Genomic DNA, 18,505 nt, shown 5'->3' with positions numbered 1-18,505 from the left:
TTGGCTGACCGGTGCGCCCGGTCGGTGGACAAGGGCCGGGAGGGGGCGGGCGTCGGGGTGGCCGCCGGGTTGCCGACCGCCCCCGGGCCGCCGCGCTCACCCACCACCGCACGCAGACCGTCCAGGCCGAGCAGGAGCGGCTGGCCGACCTGCTCCGGCGGGCCGCGCTGCCCGTCTCGGCCATGGACTTCGAGAGCCAGCTGCGCCGCTACGAGCCGCGCCCCTACCCGGCCGACGGGCCGGCCGCGGCGGCCGGCACCGACGACCCGGAGCCCCGCTGGGAGGACTTCGCCCCCGAGCAGCCCCCCGCCGCCGATCCCGACGAGGCCCCGTCCCGCCGGCTGCTCGACTCCGGCTACCAGCGCGAGCTGGCCCAGGCCCGGCTCGCCCACCAGCGCGCCCTGCGCGAATGGCGCACCCGGCAGGCCGACGCCGTCGACCCGGTCGCCGACGAGTCCCGGCGCGCCCACGACGAGGCCGAACAGGCCCGGGCGCGCGCGGTGCGCGAGTACAACGAGTCCCTGGAGGAGTGCCGCCGCGCCTACCGGCAGGCCGAACCGGCCGCCGTCGAGTCGCTGCTGGAACGGGCCCTCGCCGCCGCCGAGACCCGTACCCAGGACCTGCCGGCGCCCTGCCGGGCCGTCTACCGGCCGCTGACCCGCACCGCCGTGCTCGACCTCGACCTGCCCGCCCTCGACGTGGTGCCCTCGCTGACCGGCTACCGGCTCGGCCCGGACGGCGAGGCCCTCCCGGTGCCGCGCCCGCCGGCCGACCGGGCCGCCGACTACCTGCGCCTGGTCGCCCGGCTGGCGCTGCGCGCCCTGCAGGCCGCCGACGCCGTCGACACCGACGAGATCCTCGCCGGGGTGGTGCTCAACGGCTGGCTGCGCGGGCCCGGCGGGGCGGAGCCGCTCTGCCTGGTGAGCGTGGACGCGGACCGCGACGCGCTGGCCCGCACCAGGCTGCTGCCGCCCGCCGACCCCGACGAGGAGCCGGACGGCGAGGGCGTCTACGCGGACGCCGAACAGGACGAGGCGCTGGTCCGGCTGCGCCAGCTCGGCGCCGCCGTCAGCCCCGACCCGTACGGGTGGGCGGGCGTCGAGCCGGCCGCGCAGGCGTCGGCCACCGTCCCGGCCGCGCCGGACCTGTCGGCGAACGAGTTCGCCCAGCTGGTCCGTGAGCTGCTCACCCGGGGCGGGCTCGGCCAGTGGAGCGTGCGGCTGCGCGGCCAGGCCGGGCTGGTCGCCACCGGTGAGGGGCCGGCCGGCAGCGCGCTGCCCGGCCGCTGGGTCGTCTGGGCCTCGCGGGGCGCCGGAGCGGTGGGGGAGGAGGAGATCCGCACGCTCGCGGAGGCGGTCCGCGAGGAGTCCGCCGAGCGCGGCCTGCGGCTGACCACCGGCCACTTCACCGACGGGGCGCTCGACCTGACCGCCGAGGACGGACACCGGCACATCCACCTGGTCGACGGGGACGGCGTGCGCGAGCTGGCGCGCACCCACCTCGGTCTGCCGCTCGCCGCCGGGCGCTGAACCGGGGCGCCGGACGCCGGTACCGGGCAGCGCCGGGCCGTCGGCTCACCCCGACGGCCCGTCCGGCGGGCGCCGGTGCGCGGGCTGCCCGACGCTGAAGGGCACGGCCGTCCGGCAGCGGCCGGCGCCCGGCCCGGCGCCCGGCCCGGCGACGGCGGAACACGGGGAGACGCGTGGACAGACGGCCCGTCACGGGGGAGGAACGGTGACCGCGGTGCTGGTCGCCGCGGGAGCCTTCCTGATGACGCTGATCGGCGGCTGGGTCGCGCAGCGCACCGGGGACCGCCGCCACCTGGTGCTGGGATTCGCCGCCGGGCTGATGCTCGGGGTCGTCGCCTTCGACCTCCTCCCGGAGGCGCTGCACCAGGCCCCCGAGGAGGTCCACGGGGTGCCGCAGGCGCTGCTGATGTTCGCGGCCGGGTTCCTGGCCATCCACATCGTCGAGCGCGCGGTGGCCATCCACCGCGGCCACGAGGCGGAGTACGCCGAGCACACCCACGGCCAGCGGTCCGCGCAGGCCCACGGGCACGACCACGGCCGGGCCCGGTCCGGTGTCGACGGCCACCAGGGCGTCGGCCTGACCGCCGCCCTCGCCCTGGTCGGCCACAGCGTCATGGACGGCTTCGCGATCGGCGCGGCCTTCCAGGCCGGGACGACGGTCGGGACGGTGGTGGCGATCGCCGTGGTCGCGCACGACTTCGCCGACGGCTTCAACACGTACACGATCACCCGGCTCTACGGGAACAACAGGCGGCGGGCGCTGACCCTGCTCGCGGCGGACGCGCTCGCGCCGGTCACCGGCGCCGCGATCACCCTGCTGTTCACCATCTCCGAGCACCTGCTCGGCCTCTACCTGGGGTTCTTCGCCGGGTTCCTGCTCTACCTGGCGACCTCCGACATCCTGCCCGAGGCGCACAGCCCGCACCCCTCGCGGACCACGCTGCTCTGCACCCTCGGCGGGGTGGGCTTCATGTGGCTGGTGATCGGCCTCGCCGGCTGACGCCGGGGTGCCCGCAGTTGCTCACGTCGCCCGCGGCGTCCGGTCCCGGTCCGGCCGGGTCAGGCGTTCCGGGCGTCCCAGTGCTCCCGCAGCGCGGTCAGCGCCTCGGTGATCGCCGGGCGCCGCGAGGCCTGGGAACGCCAGAGCGCGAACACCCGCCGGGCCGGTTCCGGCACCACCGGCCGGGCGACCACCCCCGGCGGCAGCGCGCCCCGGCCCAGCCGCGGCACCAGCCCGACGCCCAGACCCGCCCCGATCAGCGCGATCTGCGTCTCGAACTCGCCGACCTGGTAGCACACGTCCGGCTCCTCGCCGGCCTCGCGCAGCGTGCGGACCAGCCAGTCGTGGCAGATGTTGCCCGGCGGCACACTGGTCCACCGCTGCCCGCGCAGCCGATCCTCCGGGACCACCGCCAGCCCGGCCAGCGGGTGGCCGGCCGGCAGCAGCAGGTCCACCGGGTCCTCGCCGAGATCCAGCCGGGACAGGCCGTCCTGGACCGGCAGCGGCACCGTCGGCCAGTCCTGGACGAGCGCCAGGTCGACCTCGCCGCGGGCCACCAGGTCGGCCGCCGGGTACGGGTCGCACTCCAGCAGCCGCACGTCCAGGTCCGGACAGCGTTCGCGCAGCTCGGCCAGCACCCCCGGCATCAGCCCGCGCGCCCCGGTCGCGAAGGCGGCCACCAGCAGCCGTCCGACCGCCTGGCCGCGCTGCTCCTCCAGCCGCACCGCGGCCCGCTCCACCAGGCCCAGCACCGTCTGCGCGGTGGCGGCCAGCTCGCGCGCCGCGTCGGTCAGCACCACCCCGCGGCCCTGGCGCTCCAGCAGCACCGTCCTGGTCTCCCGCTCCAGCTTGGCGATCTGCTGGGAGACAGCGGACGGCGTGAAGCCGAGGGCCGAGGCCGCCCCGCCGACCGAACCGTGCACCGCCACCGCGTGCAGCGCCCGCAGGCGCCCCAGATCCATCATGAAGCCATGCTAAAGCGTTGCCCTTAGCATTCATCGCTGGTGCTACACGGTGCCCGGCGGCCATCCTCGTCCCATGAGCCCATCCCCGCAGGCCGCCCCCGGCGGCGGCACCACCGGCGGCATGAGTCCGCGTCACATCGCCCTGGCCGTGCTGGTGGCCGCCGTCTGGGGCCTCAACTTCGTCCTCATCCACGTCGGCCTGGAGAACTTCCCCCCGCTGCTGTTCTGCGCGCTGCGGTTCGCCGTGGTCGCCGTTCCGGCGGTCTTCCTGGTCGGCCCGCCGAAGGTCGCCTGGCGGTGGGTGCTCGCGGTCGGCGTGGTGCTCGGGGTGGTCAAGTTCGGGCTGCTCTTCCTCGGCATGCACGCCGGAATGCCGGCCGGCCTCTCCTCCCTGGTGCTCCAGGGGCAGGCCGTCTTCACCGCGCTGTTCGCCGCCGTCCTGCTGGGCGAGCGGCCCGGCGGCCAGCGGCTGTTCGGCCTGGCCGTCGCCTTCGCCGGGATCGGCCTGATCGCCGTCGACCGGGGCCTCGGCGGCCCGCTCGGCGCCTTCGCGCTGCTCGTCCTCGCCGCGGCCGCCTGGGGGCTGTCCAACGTGTTCACCCGCAAGGCCGCCCCGCCGGACGCGCTGCGCTGGATGGTCTGGGTCAGCGCGGTGCCGCCGCTGCCGCTGCTCGGTCTCTCGCTGCTGGTCGAGGGCCCGGCGGCCGACCTGCGGGCGCTGCGGGGGATCGGCCTCGCCGGCCTCGGCGCGATCGGCTACGTCGGGCTGGTCTCCACCCTGTTCGGCTTCGTCGCCTGGAGCTACCTGCTGCGCAGCTACGACGCCACCGCCGTCGCGCCCTACTCGCTGCTGGTGCCGGTGTTCGGGATGTCCTCGGCGTGGCTGCTGCTCGGCGAATCGGTCGGCCCGCGGGCCGCCGTCGCCGCGGTGCTGGTGGTCGCCGGGATCGGCGTCACCGCGCTGCGTCCGGGGGCGCTGTCCGGCGCGGCGGGGCGGTGGGTGCGGCGGTCGCCGCGTACGCGGACTCGGCGGTCCGCAGCGCCCGCAGCAGCGCCTCCTGCTCGGCGGGGCTGACCGGGCCGAAGTACTCCTGGGCGACCTCGTGCCGGACCAGTCCGATCCGCTCCACCGCCGAGCGGCCGGCCGCGGTCAGCAGGATCCGCACGGCGCGGCGGTCGGCCGGGTCCGGGGCCCGCTCGACCAGGCCCGCCTCCTCCAGGGCGTCGACCACCGTGGTGGCCGAGCGGGGGGCGATGTGCAGCCGGTCGGCCAGGTCGCTCAGCCGCATCGCGCGGTCGGGGAGCTCGCAGCCGGGGGCGTGCGCGAGGGCCCGCAGGGCGCGGCCCTGGCCGGGGGTGATGCCGTAGGGCTCCAGCCGCTCGCTGGTGCGGCGGCGGATCCGCTTGATCGCCCGGGTCATCGCGTCGGCCAGCTCGGCGGCGGTGTCCGGGGCCGCCGCCGGGTCCGGTGCAGGGTTCGGTGCCGGGTCCGGTGCGGGGGAGGAGCTCGCCGCGTCGTCGGTCGGCGTGGTGGTCATGGGCGGCTCTCCTCGGCTGGTGTCGGACCCAGGGTATCGGCCGGTCCCGAGGCGCCCGGAAACATGTTGAGCAAGGCTCAGTATCTGGGTTAGCGTAGAAGGTAAGTGAGGGCACCCTAAGTCCCCTCCCCCGACTCTGGAGGGCCCGTGCCCCGCTCCGAAGCCCGCGTCGCCACCGACCGCTCCGCCCGCTACGCCAAGCAGCTCGCCGCCCACATGGGCCGCAAGATCCAGGCCGACTGGTCCGAGGAGACCGGCCACGGCACCCTCGTCTTCGGCACCGGCACCGCCACGCTGGAGGCCGCCCCCGGCGCCCTGCTGCTCGCCGTCGAGGGCACCACCGAGAACCTGCCCGGCCTGGAGGACGTCGTCGGCCGCCACCTGGTCCGCTTCGGCACCCGCGACGAACTGGTCGTCGAGTGGCACCGCGACAACGGCGAGCCCGGCCACGTCCACCGCAACGAGGAGGCCCCGGCCGAGGGTTAGGGTGCGCCCGGGGGCCCGTCGCCCGCGTCCGCGCCGGGGCGGCCGGTGAGCGGCCACCGGGCGAGGGCCCACAGGACCAGCCCGCCCAGGCACCAGCTGGCCACCACGTCCAGCAGCCAGTGGTAGTCCCTCCACACCAGCCCGAGCCCGACACCGGCCACCAGCAGTGCCGCGCCGGTGGCGAGCAGCCGCCGGGTCCGGGGGCTCGCCGCCCGGGCGAGCAGCAGCGCCGCCACCCCGTACCCGAGCGCGGCGGTCGCGGTGTGGCCGGACGGGTACCAGCCCCACTGGTCGGCCGCCAGCGGCAGCCCGGACGGGCCGGGGCGCGCGAACCACGCCTTCGCCGGTACGACCAGCAGCGGGATTGCCCCGGCCGCCAGCACCGCCACCGGGAGCGGCAGCCACCAGCGCGCGAAGCCCGCCCGGAACTCCCGCCGGGCCGCTACCGCTGCGCCGAGCAGCAGCACCGGTACCGCCACCGAGTCGCCGCCCAGGTCGGACAGTGCCTCGCCGACGTGGTCGAGCAGCGTGCTGTCCAGTGCGTGCCGGACCTCCCGGACGGCGTGCTGGGTCCAGCGGTCCACGCCCAGCAGTGGCCCGTCCACCGCGACCTGCCAGGACGCCACCAGCAGCAGCACCCCCAGGACCACCGGCACCGCCGGGTGGAGGAGGACGCGAGGCAGCCGCCCCGGAGCAGGGGGGAGAGCTCCGGGGCGGCCCTGATGATCGCCGCTCCGTGCGCCCCGGGGGGTGTGGGTCGGACGGCCGGTCGATCGGCTTTCGGTGTGCACCGCCCCGGGCGGGACGGCCTGGTTGTCCTCGCGGCCCTCACGCGGAGCCGCCCCGGAGGGCGGTGCCGCGGACGGATCCGCCCGTGGCTGGGGCTCGCTGTCCATCTGTGATGACACTACGTCAAGGTCCTTGCCGGACCGAGGAGCTTCAGCGATTCCGCACACCATCTTCACCGTCCGCGCCGGTGGCGTCACACCGGGTTCGAAACCGATCGGCCCGTGGGGACGAGGTCCCCACGGGCCGATCAGCGCTGTCCGGACATCCCTCCGGCGGGTCTTCGGTGCGGCGACGGGGCCGCGGGCCGGCTCAGACGGCGGCGAACGCGCCCTCGAGGATGTCCAGGCCCTCGTTCAGCAGGTGCTCCGGCATCACCAGCGGCGGCAGGAAGCGCAGCACGTTGCCGTAGGTGCCGGCGGTCAGCACGACCAGGCCCTCGGCGTGGCAGGCCTTGGCGATGGCGGCGGTGGCCTCGGTGTTCGGCTCCTTGCCGCCCGGCTTCACCAGCTCGACGGCGATCATCGCGCCGCGGCCGCGGACCTCGCCGATGATCTCGAACTTCTCCTGCATGGCGCGCAGGCGGCCCAGCATGATCTCGCCGATCCGCTGCGCCTTGCCGACGAGGTCCTGCTCCTTCATGGTCTCGATGGCGCCCAGCGCGGCGGCGCAGGCCACCGGGTTGCCGCCGTAGGTGCCGCCCAGGCCACCGGTCTGCGCGGCGTCCATGATCTCGGCGCGGCCGGTCAGCGCGGACAGCGGCAGACCGCCGGCGATGCCCTTGGCGGTGGTGATGAGGTCGGGGACGATGTCCTCGTCCTCACAGGCGAACCACTGGCCGGTGCGGCAGAAGCCGGTCTGGATCTCGTCCGCGACGAAGACGATGCCGTTGGCCTTCGCGAACTCCACGATCGCCGGCAGGAAGCCCTTGGCCGGCTCGATGAAGCCGCCCTCGCCCTGGATCGGCTCGATGATGATCGCGGCGACGTTCTCGGCGCCGATCTGCTTGTTGATGGTGTCGATCGCCTGCGCGGCGGCCTCGGCGGCGCAGTTCTCCGCACCGGTCAGCCAGCGGTACGGGTAGGCGACCGGCACCCGGTAGACCTCGGGCGCGAACGGGCCGAAGCCCTGCTTGTACGGCATGTTCTTCGCCGTCAGCGCCAGGGTGAGGTTGGTGCGGCCGTGGTAGCCGTGGTCGAACACCACGACGGCCTGGCGCTTGGTGTAGGCGCGGGCGATCTTCACCGCGTTCTCGACGGCCTCGGAGCCGGAGTTGAACAGCGCGGTGCGCTTCTCGTGGTCACCCGGGGTCAGCTCGTTCAGCTGCTCGGCCACGGCCACGTAGCCCTCGTACGGGGTCACCATGAAGCAGGTGTGGGTGAAGGCGGCCAGCTGCTCGGTCGTCTTCGCCACGACGGCCTCGGCGCTGTTGCCGACGTTGGTCACGGCGATGCCGGAGCCGAAGTCGATCAGCGAGTTGCCGTCCACGTCCTCCAGCACACCGCCGTTGGCGCGGGACACGTACACCGGCAGGGTGGTGCCGACGCCGGCCGCCACCGCACCCAGCTTGCGGGCGTGCAGCTCCTGCGACTTCGGACCGGGGATCGCGGTGACCAGGCGGCGCTCCTGCGGGAGCGGCGTTGCGGCGCTCATGGGTTTCTCCAGACTTCTCGGCTCGGTAGTTCGCAGGCTACGGCGGCGCTCTCCGGGCGGGCATGCGCCACTCGGTAGCAGTGGGCCGTCCGACTTGTCCGAGGCGGCCAGCGCGCTCGGCGCCACGACCGGCGGGCCGCGCTCCACTACATTGAGCGCGGGCGTGTCGCCGGGGCGGTGGCATGGGTATGGGCGGCACCGACGGCGGTCGGGCCGGCGGGCGAGGGAGCGGGGCCGTACATGGGACTGGACGGGGCACGGAGCCACAGCGAGCGGACCACCGCCACCCCACACACCCCGCCCACCCCGATGCCGCACCCGCGCTCCCCGGCCCGCGCGTCTTTCGACCTCGCCGCCTGGGTCGCCGCCCCCCGCCCGGAGGCCGCCCCGGGCGTCTTCCGCCGGGGCTACCGGCAGCTCGACCCCGGGCGGGCCGAGGCCGCCAAGGTGCCGACCTGGCCCCTGCTCCTACGGGCGGGGCTGAACGCGGTGGTGGGGTGGTTCGCCTTTGTCTACGGGACGCAGCTCGCCCTGCACGTGATCGTCCTGACGGCGTGGGTGGAACATCCCTCCGCCACTGCGGTCACCGTTGTGGGGTTGTCGGTGAACGCCATCGTGCTCGCCATCGTCATCAAGGTCTTCGGTCGGATGGGCCGGTGGCCGGAGGTGTGGCGCCGGTATGCGGTGCCGCTGCTGTCGCGGACGGTGACGGAGGAGGAGCCCGCGTCCGTGGAGGAGCAGGCGGAGGCGGTGCGGCAGCGGGATCCGTGGGTGGTGCTGCGGCAGGGCGGGGCGGCGGTCGCGGCCGGGCGGCTGGACGGCGAGGCGGTCGGGGACGTCGACTACGTGCGGATCCAGCGGGCGTGGGAGTCGGCGCAGGCGGACCGGGCCTTCCTGCCGGCCTTCGTCGAGCAGGTGTCGCTGCGCGGCGCCGCCGCGTTCGCGCACCCCTCGGAGGCGCGCGAGCTGCCGGGGCGGGCGGAGCGGCACGACCTGCTGCTGGCCCAGGTGCGGCTCGGCACCGCGCAGGACGTGCCGAAGAACCCGCAGTCCCACCGGGCGGCGGGCTTCGCGCTGGACCCGGCGGTGCTGGGCACCTCGCTGCTGGCGGTGGGCCCGGCGGGGACGGGGAAGACGGCGCGGCTGGCCCGGCCGGTGGCGGAGGCGCTCTGCCTGCAGGCGCTGGCCGGGACGGCGTGCGCGGTGGTGATCGGGTCGGCGGAGGCGGACCTGGGGCCGGACGACTGGTACGACGTGGTGATCGCCCCGGGTCATGCCGCGTCCCGCTACGGGCTGGACCTGTACGGCGCGGCGCAGGACCCGGACGAGGCGGCGGCGCGGCTGGCGGAGGCGTTGCTGCCGGACGAGCTGACGGCGCGCGCCGAGTCGGCGCGGACGGCGCTGCAGCAGATGGTGGGCCCGTTCCACGCCGCGTTCGGCCGCTACCCGGGGGTGCGTGAGCTGCGGGCGCTGCTGGCCGGGGAGCCGGAGGCGCTGGAGTCGCTGGTGAAGGGGCTGCGGGCGGCAGGCCGGCTGGGCTCGTACGAGCGGGACCTGGAGCACCGGGAGCGCCAGCGCGGCCGGGCGGACGATCCGGGGGCGCTGCTGGCGGACCGGCTGGCGCTGCTGGACCGGCCGGCCTTCGAAGGGGTGTTCGCGACCGACGGCACGGGCCGCCCGCCGTTCGCGATGCGGGTGCTGGACCATCCGCTGCGGGTGCGGGTGAAGCTGCCGGAGCGCAGCCACCCGGAGGCGGCGCGGATGCTGTCGAGGCTGTTGGTGGCGCAGTTCGTGCAGGCCGCGGGGGCCCGCGGGGACCGTTCGCTGTTCGCCGGGCTGGTGGTGGACGACGCCTCGGCGGCCCTGGACGCCGGGATCGTGCGGGGGCTGCAGCGACTGCGCGGGGCGAACGCCGGGGTGGTGCTGCTGCTGCGGACGCTGGTCGACCTGCCGGAGGCGCTGCGGGCGCCGCTGTTCGGGGCGGTGGGCTGCCGGGCGGCGTTCCCGGGCATCGCGCCGTGGGACGGCCGGCTGTTCTCGGAGGCCTGGGGCACCCACCTGGTGCGGGAGACGGCGGTGACGCTGGCCCCGGACACCTCGGGCGGGATCGTGCGGCGGGCCGGGCGGCTGGGGCGCAAGGCGCTGTCGGGGACGACCGCCCAGACGGAGTCGGTGACCACCCGGGAGGTGGAGCGGCTGCGGTGGTCGCCGTCGGACCTGGCGCACGCGCTGCCGGCCGGGCACGCGGTGCTGTCGCTGACGGCGGTGTCGGGGGAGCAGGTGCCGCCGCTGCTGGTGGATCTCAGGAACTAGGAGAGGAAGCTCGCCTTCGAGGTGGATTCGGCAGTGTGGGTTGTCCGGGGCGTCCATAATGAGAAGTGGGATTCCCCCCAGGACCCCCAGCCCTCTCTCGCCCGGCCGCAGCGGCGCGGTCGGGTCGTTCCCTCGAAGGTGCCATGCCCCCCACACTTGCCTCCGTCGTCCGCAACACCTCGCTCCATCTGACGGTCCTCGCCGGTGCGGACCACTTGGAGCGGCCGGTTCGCTGGGTGCACACCAGCGAGCTGGACGACCCGACGCCGTTCCTGGAGGGTGGCGAGCTGCTGCTCACCACCGGGATCAAGCTGGGCCGTACCGCGGCCCAGCTGCAGGCGTACGTGCACCGGCTGGCCGACGCGGGGGTGGTCGGGCTCGGGCTGGGGGTGGGCCTGTCGCACACCGAGGTGCCGCAGCCGCTGGTGGACGCGGCGGCGCAGCGCGGGCTGCCGCTGCTGCGGGTGCCGGAGCCGACGCCGTTCATCGCGATCAGCAAGGTGGTGTCGGCAGCGCTGGCCGCGGAGCAGTACGAGGCGGTGACGACCAGCTTCGAGGCGCAGGAGGAGCTGACCCGGGCCGCGCTGGGCAAGGACGGCACGACGGCGGTGGTGCGGCGGCTGGCGGCCCGGCTGGGCGGTTGGGCGGCGCTGTACGACGGCTCGGGGGCGCTGTCGGTGGTGGCGCCGGACTGGGCGGCGCGCCGGGCCGGGCGGCTGGCGGCGGAGGTGGACCGGCTGCGCCGGCGGCCGGCGCCGTCGAGTGCCGCGCTGCAGGGGCGTGCGCCGGGGATAGACACGGCGGACGAGGACTACGTGGTGGTCCAGTCGCTGGGTGCGGACCGGCGGGCCCGGGGGTTCCTGGCGGTGGGCACCGAGGACCGGATCACGCCGACCGAGCGGTACGTGCTGAACGCGGCGGTGGCGCTGCTGACGCTGACCCTGGAGCGGTCGCGGGAGCTGCGGCAGGCCGAGGAGAAGATGGGCGCGGCCCTGCTGCGGATGGTGCTGGCGGGTGAGGTGGCGACCGCGCGGCAGGTGGCGGCGGGGTTGTTCGGCGGGCTGCCGGAGGGGACCGTCCGGGTGCTGGTGGCCGGGGCGGCCCAGGGCACGGAGGCCGGGGAGGCACTGGGCGAGCTGGGGGACCGGGCCGAGCAGGCCGGCTCGCGGGTCGGCGAGAAGCTGCTGGTGGCGCGGGAGGACGGCGCGCACGGGGCGCGGCTGCTGGTGCTGGCGCTGGACAACGGTGCGGTGCACCGGGCGTGCCTGGGGGCGGTGGAGGAGCACGAGGGCCTGTCGCTGGGCGTGTCGGCGCCGGCCGCGCTGGAGGACGCCGGGACGGCGCACGCGCAGGCCGAGCGGGCGCTGGCGGTGGCGCTGCGCGGCGGGCGGCGTTCGGTGGACCACGAGGAGGTCGGCGCGGGCTCGCTGCTGCCGCTGCTCGGCGAGGACGCCGTGACGGCCTTCGCGGAGGGCCTGCTGCGGCCGCTGCGCGAGCACGACCGGACGGCGCGCGGTGATCTGGTGGCCTCGCTGCGGGCGTGGCTGTCGCGGCACGGGCAGTGGGACGCGGCGGCGGCCGACCTCGGGGTGCACCGGCACACCCTGCGCTACCGGATGCGGCGGGTGGAGGAGCTGCTGGGGCGGTCGCTGGACGACACGGACGTCCGGATGGAGCTCTGGCTGGCGCTGCGCTCCGGCGAGGAGTGACGAGTCGCGGGAGGAGCGGGACGAGCGGGAGGCGGCCCCGGCAGGGGCTGGACGCGGTGGAGTGAGCGCGGGGGCGAACGCTACTCGGTGTCCAATCCGATCGGCGCGCCGGCCGCCCTACCCTCGGTTCTGGCTCCACGTCCGTGGGGTCGTGAGGACGACGAGGAGAGGGCCGGTACCACGGTGACCACCACGTACGATTTCTGGCTGGCCGGCCGCCGGGCGAGCGGCGACGCCGACTTCGAGGTGCACAACAGCTGGGACGGCCGCCTGGTCGGCAAGGTGAGCATCCCCACCGAGGCGCAGGTCGAGGAGGCCCTGGAGGCCGCCGTCGCCGCGCTGCCGGTGTTCGCCGCGACCCCGGCGCACGTGCGCACCGCCGCCCTGGACCACGTGGCCCGGCGGCTGACCGAGCGCACCGAGGAGCTCGCCCAGCTGATCACCGCCGAGAACGGCAAGCCGATCAAGTGGGCCCGCGGCGAGATCGGCCGCGCCGTCTCGGTGTTCCGCTGGGCGGCCGAGGAGGCCCGCCGGACCAACGGCGAGACCATGCGGCTGGACACCGACCCGGGCGGCACGGGCCGCTTCGCGGTGGTGCGCCGCTTCCCGCGCGGCGTGGTGCTGGGCATCGCCCCCTTCAACTTCCCGCTGAACCTGGTCGCCCACAAGATCGCCCCGGCGATCGCGGTCGGCGCGCCGATCATCCTCAAGCCGGCCCCGGCGACCCCGCTGTCGGCGATGGTGCTGGGCGAGATCCTGGCCGAGACCGACCTGCCGGCCGGCTCCTGGAGCGTCCTGCCGGTGCCGAACGACCGGATGCCGGCCCTGGTGCAGGACCCGCGTCTGCCGGTGATCTCCTTCACCGGTTCGGACAAGGTCGGCTACCAGATCATGGACTCGGTGCCGCGCAAGCACACCACCCTGGAGCTGGGCGGCAACGCCGCGGCCGTGGTGCTCGCCGACTGGTCCTCCGAGGCGGACCTGGACTGGGCGGCCACCCGGATCGCGATGTTCGCCAACTACCAGGGCGGCCAGTCCTGCATCTCGGTGCAGCGGGTGATCGCCGACGCGTCGGTGTACGACGCGCTGGCGGAGAAGGTCGTCGCCAAGGTGCGGGCCCAGGTCACCGGTGACCCGAACGACGACGCGACGGACGTCGGCCCGCTGGTCGACGAGAACGCCGCCAAGCGGGTGGAGTCCTGGGTGGACGACGCGGTCGCCAAGGGTGCGAAGCTGCTCACCGGCGGCACCCGCGAGGGCGCGACCTACGCCCCGACCGTGCTGGCCGAGCTGCCGGCCGACGCGATCCTGGCCACCTCCGAGGTGTTCGGCCCGGTCCTGTCGCTGCACAAGGTGGACGGCGTGGACGAGGCCTTCGCCGCCGTCAACGACTCGCTGTTCGGCCTGCAGGCCGGTGTGTTCACGCACGACCTGCAGACCGCCTTCCGCGCCCACCGGGAGCTGGAGGTCGGCGGTGTGATCATCGGCGACGCACCGTCCTACCGCGCCGACCAGATGCCGTACGGCGGCGTCAAGGACTCCGGCGTCGGCCGTGAGGGCGTCCGGTACGCGATGGACGACTACACGGTCGAGAAGGTCCTGGTCATGACCGGCCTCGACCTCTGAGAGTGACGTGGGACGAGGGCCCGGCCGCCGTGTGCGGCCGGGCCCTCGTGCGTACCCCGGGGCCCGGGCGCGGTCAGGCGTGGCCGGCGACGGCCGCGACGGCCTCGGCCACCGTGGCGTTGCCGGACACCAGTTCCAGGGTCTGCCCGGCGGTGCCGGGCTCCCGCAGCAGCCCGGCGAGCACGGCGGCGACGTCCTGCCGGTCGACGGACCCGCGCGGCACGCTCGGGGCGAGCCGGACCAGGCCGGTGCCGGGGCCGTCGGTGAGGCGGCCGGGGCGCAGCACCGTCCAGTCCAGCGCGGTGCGGGCCCGGACGGCGTCGTCGGCGGCGCCCTTGGCCCGCAGATAGGTCTCGAAGACGTCGTCGGCGGGGTACCGGGCGCGGGCGTCGGCGCCCGTCGCGGAGACCATGAGGTAGCGGCGGACACCGGCCAGCTCGGCGGCGTCGGCGAGCAGGACGGCGGCGTCCCGGTCGACGGTGAGCTTGCGGGCGGCGCCGCTGCCCGGTCCGGCGCCGGCCGCGAACACCACGGCGTCGGCGCCGTCGAGCAGCCGGGCGAGGTCGGGCGCGGTGGCGGTCTCCAGGTCGAGCAGCAGCGGTTCGGCCCCGGCGGCGACGAGGTCGTCGGCCTGTCCGGGGCGGCGGATGATCCCGGCGGGGCGGTCGCCGCGGTCGGCGAGCAGCCGTTCCAGGCGCAGGGCGATCTGTCCGTGGCCCCCGGCGATGACGGTGCGCATGGTTCCGACGGTAGCCCCGGAGCGCGTGCGGCGCCCCGCGAACGGTCCCGTGGTGCCGGGCGGGGAGCCGGGCAGGACACAATGGGCGCATGACTTCGCTCGCCCACCCGCAGCTGCGGTTCACCCCCGAGGTGAACACCCCCTCCGGCCCCCGGGAGCTGGTGATCCTCGGTTCCACCGGTTCGATCGGCACCCAGGCCATCGACGTGGTCCTGCGCAACCCGGACCGGTTCCGGGTGGTGGCCCTGTCGGCGGCCGGCGGCCGGGTGGAACTGCTCGCCGAGCAGGCGCTGCGGCTGGGCGTGCACACCGTGGCGGTGGCCGATCCGGCGGCCGAGCCGGCGCTGCGCGAGGCGCTGGCGGCGAAGGCGGCGGGCCGGGCGCTGCCGGCCGTGCTGGCCGGTCCGGACGCGGCGACCGAGCTGGCGGGGACGGCGTGCCACTCGGTGCTGAACGGCATCACCGGGTCGATCGGCCTGCGCCCGACGCTGGCGGCGCTGCGGGCCGGCCGGGTGCTGGTGCTGGCCAACAAGGAGTCGCTGATCGTCGGCGGTCCGCTGGTGAAGGCGGTGGCCCGGCCGGGGCAGATCGTGCCGGTGGACTCCGAGCACGCCGCGCTGTTCCAGGCGCTGGCGGGCGGCACCCGGGCCGAGGTCCGCAAGCTGGTGGTGACCGCGAGCGGCGGCCCGTTCCGCAACCGGAGCCGGGCCGAGCTGGCGGGCGTCACCCCGTCGGACGCGCTGGCGCACCCGACCTGGGCGATGGGCCCGGTCGTCACGATCAACTCGGCCACCCTGGTGAACAAGGGCCTGGAGGTGATCGAGGCGCACCTGCTGTACGACGTGCCGTTCGACCGGATCGAGGTCGTGGTCCATCCGCAGTCGGTCGTCCACTCGATGGTGGAGTTCACGGACGGTTCCACCCTGGCGCAGGCGAGCCCGCCGGACATGCGGATGCCGATCGCGCTGGGCCTGGGCTGGCCGGACCGGGTGCCGGACGCGGCCCCGGCCTGCGACTGGACCAAGGCGGCGACCTGGGAGTTCTTCCCGCTGGACAACGACGCCTTCCCGGCGGTGGAGCTGGCCCGCGAGGTCGGCACGCTGGGCGGCACCGCCCCGGCGGTGTTCAACGCCGCCAACGAGGAGTGCGTGGAGGCCTTCCTGAACGGGCGCCTGGCCTTCACCGGGATCGTGGACACTGTGGCGAAGGTCGTGGCGGAGCACGGCAGCCCCGTGGCGGGAACTTCGCTGACGGTGGAGGACGTCCTGCACGCGGAGGACTGGGCGCGTGCCCGGGCCCGCGAGCTGGCCGCCGGCTGATCCGGGTCCGCCCGGACGGCAGCGCCGGACGACCGGTACGACGACAGGATGAGCGGAGTGGCATGACGGAGGAGCAGCGGTGGCAACGGTGATGACGGTGGTCGGCATCCTGGTCTTCGTACTGGGACTGCTCTTCTCGATCGCCTGGCACGAGCTCGGCCACCTCTCCACGGCCAAGCTGTTCGGCATCCGGGTGCCGCAGTACATGGTCGGCTTCGGCCCGACGGTCTGGTCGCGGAAGAAGGGCGAGACCGAGTACGGCCTCAAGGCCGTTCCGCTGGGCGGGTACATCCGGATGATCGGGATGTTCCCGCCCGGTGCGGACGGGCGGATCACCCAGCGCTCCACCTCGCCCTGGCGGACCATGATCGAGGACGCCCGGGAGGCCTCCTACGAGGAGGTCAAGGAGGGCGACGAGAGCCGGCTGTTCTACACGCGCAAGCCGTGGAAGCGCGTGATCGTGATGTTCGCCGGGCCGTTCATGAACCTGATCCTCTCCTTCGGGCTCTTCCTGACGGTGATGATGGGCTTCGGCGTCCCGATGTCGGTGCCCACCATCGGCACCGTCTCGGAGTGCGTGGTCAAGGCCGGCCGGCCGACCGACACCTGCCCGGCCGACGCCCCCGCGGCGCCCGCCTTCCAGGCCGGGCTGAAGCCGGGCGACAAGGTGGTCTCCTTCGACGGCGACCGGATCACCAGCTACGAGCAGCTCCAGGGCGACATCCGCAGGTCGGCCGGCAGGACCGTCGACCTGGTGGTCGAGCGCGGGGGCCGGCAGCTCACCCTCACCCCGACCATCGCCGTCAACGACGTGCAGAAGTACGACGCCGACGGCGTGCCGGTCAAGGGCGAGACGGTCCGGGCCGGCTTCCTCGGCTTCACCCCGACCAGCGGCGTGGTCCAGCTGGGCTTCGGGCAGTCCCTCGACCGGATGTACGACATGGCGGAGAACGGCGTCAAGTCGCTGGCCGCGCTGCCCGGCAAGATCCCCGGCCTGTGGCACTCGGTGGTGGACGGCACCCCGCGCGAGGCCGACTCGCCGATCGGCATGGTCGGCGCGGCCCGGGTCAGCGGCGAGGTGTTCGCCCTGGACATCCCGGGCAGCCAGCGGGTCGCCTACTTCGTCAACCTGCTCGCCGGGATCAACCTCTCGCTGTTCCTCTTCAACATGCTGCCGCTGCTGCCGCTGGACGGCGGCCACATCGCGGGCGCGGTCTGGGAGTCGGTGCGCCGCCGGTTCGCCCAGCTGTTCCGCCGGCCGGACCCCGGCCCGTTCGACGTGGCCCGGCTGATGCCGGTCGCCTACGTGGTGGCCAGCGTGTTCATCGGCTTCACGCTGCTGGTGATGGTGGCCGACCTGGTGAACCCGGTCAAGATCAGTTAGGCCGGTGGGCCGGTGGGTGCGCGGACGCCCGTTCGCGTGCCGTACCGTTGGAGCCCGGGCGTGCGATCGTCGGCGCGTCCGGGCTCGGCCGCTCCAGCGGCGGCCGCACCGACCACACCTCAACCCCGGGGAACCCTGCGCACATGACCGCGATCTCGCTCGGTATTCCGTCTCTGCCGCTCAAGCCGCTCGCCAAGCGCCGGGTCTCCCGTCAGATCATGGTCGGCAACGTGCCGGTCGGCGGCGACGCGCCCGTCTCGGTGCAGTCCATGACCACGACGGTGACCTCGGACATCAACGCCACGCTGCAGCAGATCGCGGAGCTCACCGCGTCCGGCTGCCAGATCGTGCGGGTCGCCGTCCCCTCGCAGGACGACGCGGACGCGCTGCCGATCATCGCGAAGAAGTCGCAGATCCCGGTGATCGCCGACATCCACTTCCAGCCGAAGTACGTCTTCGCGGCGATCGACGCCGGCTGCGCGGCGGTCCGCGTCAACCCGGGCAACATCAAGGCCTTCGACGACAAGGTCGGCGAGATCGCCAAGGCCGCCAAGGACGCCGGCGTGCCGATCCGGATCGGCGTCAACGCCGGCTCGCTCGACAAGCGCCTGCTGGAGAAGTACGGCCGCGCCACCCCGGAGGCGCTGGTCGAGTCCGCGCTCTGGGAGTGCTCGCTGTTCGAGGAGCACGACTTCCGCGACATCAAGATCTCGGTCAAGCACAACGACCCGGTCGTGATGATCAACGCCTACCGCCAGCTCGCCGCCGCCTGCGACTACCCGCTGCACCTCGGCGTCACCGAGGCCGGCCCCGCCTTCCAGGGCACCATCAAGTCCGCGGTCGCCTTCGGCGCGCTGCTCGCCGAGGGCATCGGCGACACCATCCGGGTCTCGCTCTCCGCCCCGCCGGCCGAGGAGATCAAGGTCGGCAACCAGATCCTGGAGTCGCTCGGCCTGCGCCAGCGCGGCCTGGAGATCGTCTCCTGCCCGTCCTGCGGCCGCGCCCAGGTCGACGTCTACAAGCTCGCCGAGGAGGTCACGGCCGGCCTGGAGGGCATGAACGTGCCGCTGCGCGTCGCCGTCATGGGCTGCGTCGTCAACGGCCCGGGCGAGGCCCGTGAGGCCGACCTCGGCGTCGCCTCCGGCAACGGCAAGGGCCAGATCTTCGTGAAGGGCGAGGTCATCAAGACCGTGCCCGAGTCCAAGATCGTGGAGACCCTGATCGAGGAGGCGTTCAAGATCGCCGAGCAGATGGAGGCCGAGGGCGTCGAGACCGGCGCGCCGACCGTCACCGCCGGCGAGTGACCCACCCCGGTGTCGGGTGGGTCCGCGCAGTTCTTCCGGAAGCGGGGCCCGCCGGGCGCGGACGGCCCCGCGGCCGGATAGGGGGGGGGGCACGGAGGAGTGCTGTCGCTTTTAAACAAAAGAAGCAGCCCACGACCACCAAAAAGTATATAAC

The 18,505-nt window shown here is 74.8% G+C and carries 14 protein-coding genes and 1 pseudogene; 10 read left to right on the top strand and 5 right to left on the bottom strand.

The window, feature by feature from the left end; genetic code table 11:
* Positions 1 to 11: 11 nt before the first annotated feature.
* Positions 12 to 1,529, top strand: a complete 1,518-nt coding sequence (locus ACFXAM_RS26610) for a restriction endonuclease (RefSeq protein ID WP_380294819.1) — start codon at positions 12 to 14, stop codon at positions 1,527 to 1,529.
* 241 nt (positions 1,530 to 1,770) lie between these two features.
* Positions 1,771 to 2,529 (top strand): ZIP family metal transporter, encoded by a 759-nt coding sequence (locus ACFXAM_RS26605; RefSeq protein ID WP_380294825.1) that lies wholly within the window; start codon positions 1,771 to 1,773, stop codon positions 2,527 to 2,529.
* Positions 2,530 to 2,588: 59 nt separating this feature from the next.
* Here the strand turns inward: ACFXAM_RS26605 and ACFXAM_RS26600 are convergent, their stop codons facing one another.
* The gene (locus ACFXAM_RS26600) at positions 2,589 to 3,494 is read right to left on the bottom strand and encodes a LysR family transcriptional regulator (RefSeq protein ID WP_380294817.1); all 906 of its coding nucleotides are present in this window, start codon (positions 3,492 to 3,494) and stop codon (positions 2,589 to 2,591) included.
* Positions 3,495 to 3,615: 121 nt separating this feature from the next.
* Between ACFXAM_RS26600 and ACFXAM_RS26595 the strand changes: the two genes are divergently transcribed.
* The gene (locus tag ACFXAM_RS26595; protein WP_380294824.1) at positions 3,616 to 4,569 is read left to right on the top strand and encodes an EamA family transporter; all 954 of its coding nucleotides are present in this window, start codon (positions 3,616 to 3,618) and stop codon (positions 4,567 to 4,569) included.
* A gap of 124 nt (positions 4,570 to 4,693) precedes the next feature.
* On the opposite strand, the pseudogene ACFXAM_RS26590 reads toward ACFXAM_RS26595, so the two are convergent.
* A pseudogene (locus ACFXAM_RS26590) lies at positions 4,694 to 4,915 on the bottom strand (MarR family winged helix-turn-helix transcriptional regulator); the annotation flags it as partial.
* A 264-nt stretch (positions 4,916 to 5,179) separates the two neighbouring features.
* Between ACFXAM_RS26590 and ACFXAM_RS26585 the strand changes: the two are divergent.
* Positions 5,180 to 5,518: a DUF2218 domain-containing protein gene (locus tag ACFXAM_RS26585; protein WP_380294815.1), complete on the top strand. Its 339-nt coding sequence runs from the start codon at positions 5,180 to 5,182 to the stop codon at positions 5,516 to 5,518.
* On the opposite strand, the gene ACFXAM_RS26580 is transcribed toward ACFXAM_RS26585, so the two are convergent.
* Both ACFXAM_RS26580 and gabT read right to left on the bottom strand, forming a co-directional pair.
* A complete protein-coding gene (locus ACFXAM_RS26580) occupies positions 5,515 to 6,174 on the bottom strand; it encodes a phosphatase PAP2 family protein (RefSeq protein ID WP_380294814.1) in 660 nt (219 codons plus the stop codon). The two genes, ACFXAM_RS26585 and ACFXAM_RS26580, sit on opposite strands and share 4 nt — an antisense overlap.
* A 442-nt stretch (positions 6,175 to 6,616) precedes the next feature.
* Positions 6,617 to 7,957: a 4-aminobutyrate--2-oxoglutarate transaminase gene (gene gabT / locus ACFXAM_RS26575; RefSeq protein ID WP_380294812.1), complete on the bottom strand. Its 1,341-nt coding sequence runs from the start codon at positions 7,955 to 7,957 to the stop codon at positions 6,617 to 6,619.
* Between the two features lie 240 nt (positions 7,958 to 8,197).
* On the opposite strand from gabT, the gene ACFXAM_RS26570 reads away from it, so the two are divergent.
* From ACFXAM_RS26570 to ACFXAM_RS26560, 3 genes are all read left to right on the top strand, one after another.
* On the top strand, positions 8,198 to 10,270 hold the full coding sequence (locus ACFXAM_RS26570) for an ATP-binding protein (RefSeq protein ID WP_380294810.1): 2,073 nt from the start codon (positions 8,198 to 8,200) through the stop codon (positions 10,268 to 10,270).
* A gap of 143 nt (positions 10,271 to 10,413) precedes the next feature.
* Positions 10,414 to 11,979 (top strand): PucR family transcriptional regulator, encoded by a 1,566-nt coding sequence (locus ACFXAM_RS26565; RefSeq protein WP_380294808.1) that lies wholly within the window; start codon positions 10,414 to 10,416, stop codon positions 11,977 to 11,979.
* 183 nt (positions 11,980 to 12,162) lie between these two features.
* Complete coding sequence (locus tag ACFXAM_RS26560) at positions 12,163 to 13,605, top strand: aldehyde dehydrogenase family protein (RefSeq protein WP_380294806.1); 1,443 nt, start codon at positions 12,163 to 12,165, stop codon at positions 13,603 to 13,605.
* Positions 13,606 to 13,678: 73 nt separating this feature from the next.
* Here ACFXAM_RS26560 and ACFXAM_RS26555 read toward each other — a convergent pair whose 3' ends face one another.
* Entirely contained in the window at positions 13,679 to 14,344 is a 666-nt protein-coding gene (locus ACFXAM_RS26555; protein ID WP_380294804.1) for an NAD(P)H-binding protein, read from the bottom strand.
* 89 nt (positions 14,345 to 14,433) lie between these two features.
* On the opposite strand from ACFXAM_RS26555, the gene dxr reads away from it, so the two are divergent.
* From dxr to ispG, 3 genes are all read left to right on the top strand, one after another.
* On the top strand, positions 14,434 to 15,663 hold the full coding sequence (dxr, locus tag ACFXAM_RS26550; protein WP_380294799.1) for a 1-deoxy-D-xylulose-5-phosphate reductoisomerase: 1,230 nt from the start codon (positions 14,434 to 14,436) through the stop codon (positions 15,661 to 15,663).
* Positions 15,664 to 15,742: 79 nt separating this feature from the next.
* On the top strand, positions 15,743 to 17,047 hold the full coding sequence (locus tag ACFXAM_RS26545; RefSeq protein WP_380294797.1) for a M50 family metallopeptidase: 1,305 nt from the start codon (positions 15,743 to 15,745) through the stop codon (positions 17,045 to 17,047).
* 143 nt (positions 17,048 to 17,190) lie between these two features.
* Entirely contained in the window at positions 17,191 to 18,351 is a 1,161-nt protein-coding gene (ispG, locus tag ACFXAM_RS26540) for a flavodoxin-dependent (E)-4-hydroxy-3-methylbut-2-enyl-diphosphate synthase (protein WP_380294795.1), read from the top strand.
* The last annotated feature ends 154 nt before the right edge of the window (positions 18,352 to 18,505 follow it).

Origin of the sequence: Kitasatospora sp. NPDC059462, from assembly GCF_042749955.1 — a bacterium.
Lineage (GTDB): Bacteria > Actinomycetota > Actinomycetes > Streptomycetales > Streptomycetaceae > Kitasatospora.
This window is presented reverse-complemented; position numbering and strand designations above follow the sequence as displayed.

Excerpts from the sequence above, each read along its gene's own strand:
- ACFXAM_RS26605 (WP_380294825.1), top strand. The coding sequence starts at position 1,771 with ATGACGCTGATCGGCGGCTGGGTCGCGCAGCGCACCGGGGACCGCCGC.
- ACFXAM_RS26600 (WP_380294817.1), bottom strand. The coding sequence starts at position 3,494 with ATGATGGATCTGGGGCGCCTGCGGGCGCTGCACGCGGTGGCGGTGCAC.
- ACFXAM_RS26595 (WP_380294824.1), top strand. The coding sequence starts at position 3,616 with ATGAGTCCGCGTCACATCGCCCTGGCCGTGCTGGTGGCCGCCGTCTGG.
- gabT (WP_380294812.1), bottom strand. The coding sequence starts at position 7,957 with ATGAGCGCCGCAACGCCGCTCCCGCAGGAGCGCCGCCTGGTCACCGCG.
- ACFXAM_RS26570 (WP_380294810.1), top strand. The coding sequence starts at position 8,198 with ATGGGACTGGACGGGGCACGGAGCCACAGCGAGCGGACCACCGCCACC.
- ACFXAM_RS26565 (WP_380294808.1), top strand. The coding sequence starts at position 10,414 with ATGCCCCCCACACTTGCCTCCGTCGTCCGCAACACCTCGCTCCATCTG.
- ACFXAM_RS26555 (WP_380294804.1), bottom strand. The coding sequence starts at position 14,344 with ATGCGCACCGTCATCGCCGGGGGCCACGGACAGATCGCCCTGCGCCTG.
- dxr (WP_380294799.1), top strand. The coding sequence starts at position 14,434 with ATGACTTCGCTCGCCCACCCGCAGCTGCGGTTCACCCCCGAGGTGAAC.
- ispG (WP_380294795.1), top strand. The coding sequence starts at position 17,191 with ATGACCGCGATCTCGCTCGGTATTCCGTCTCTGCCGCTCAAGCCGCTC.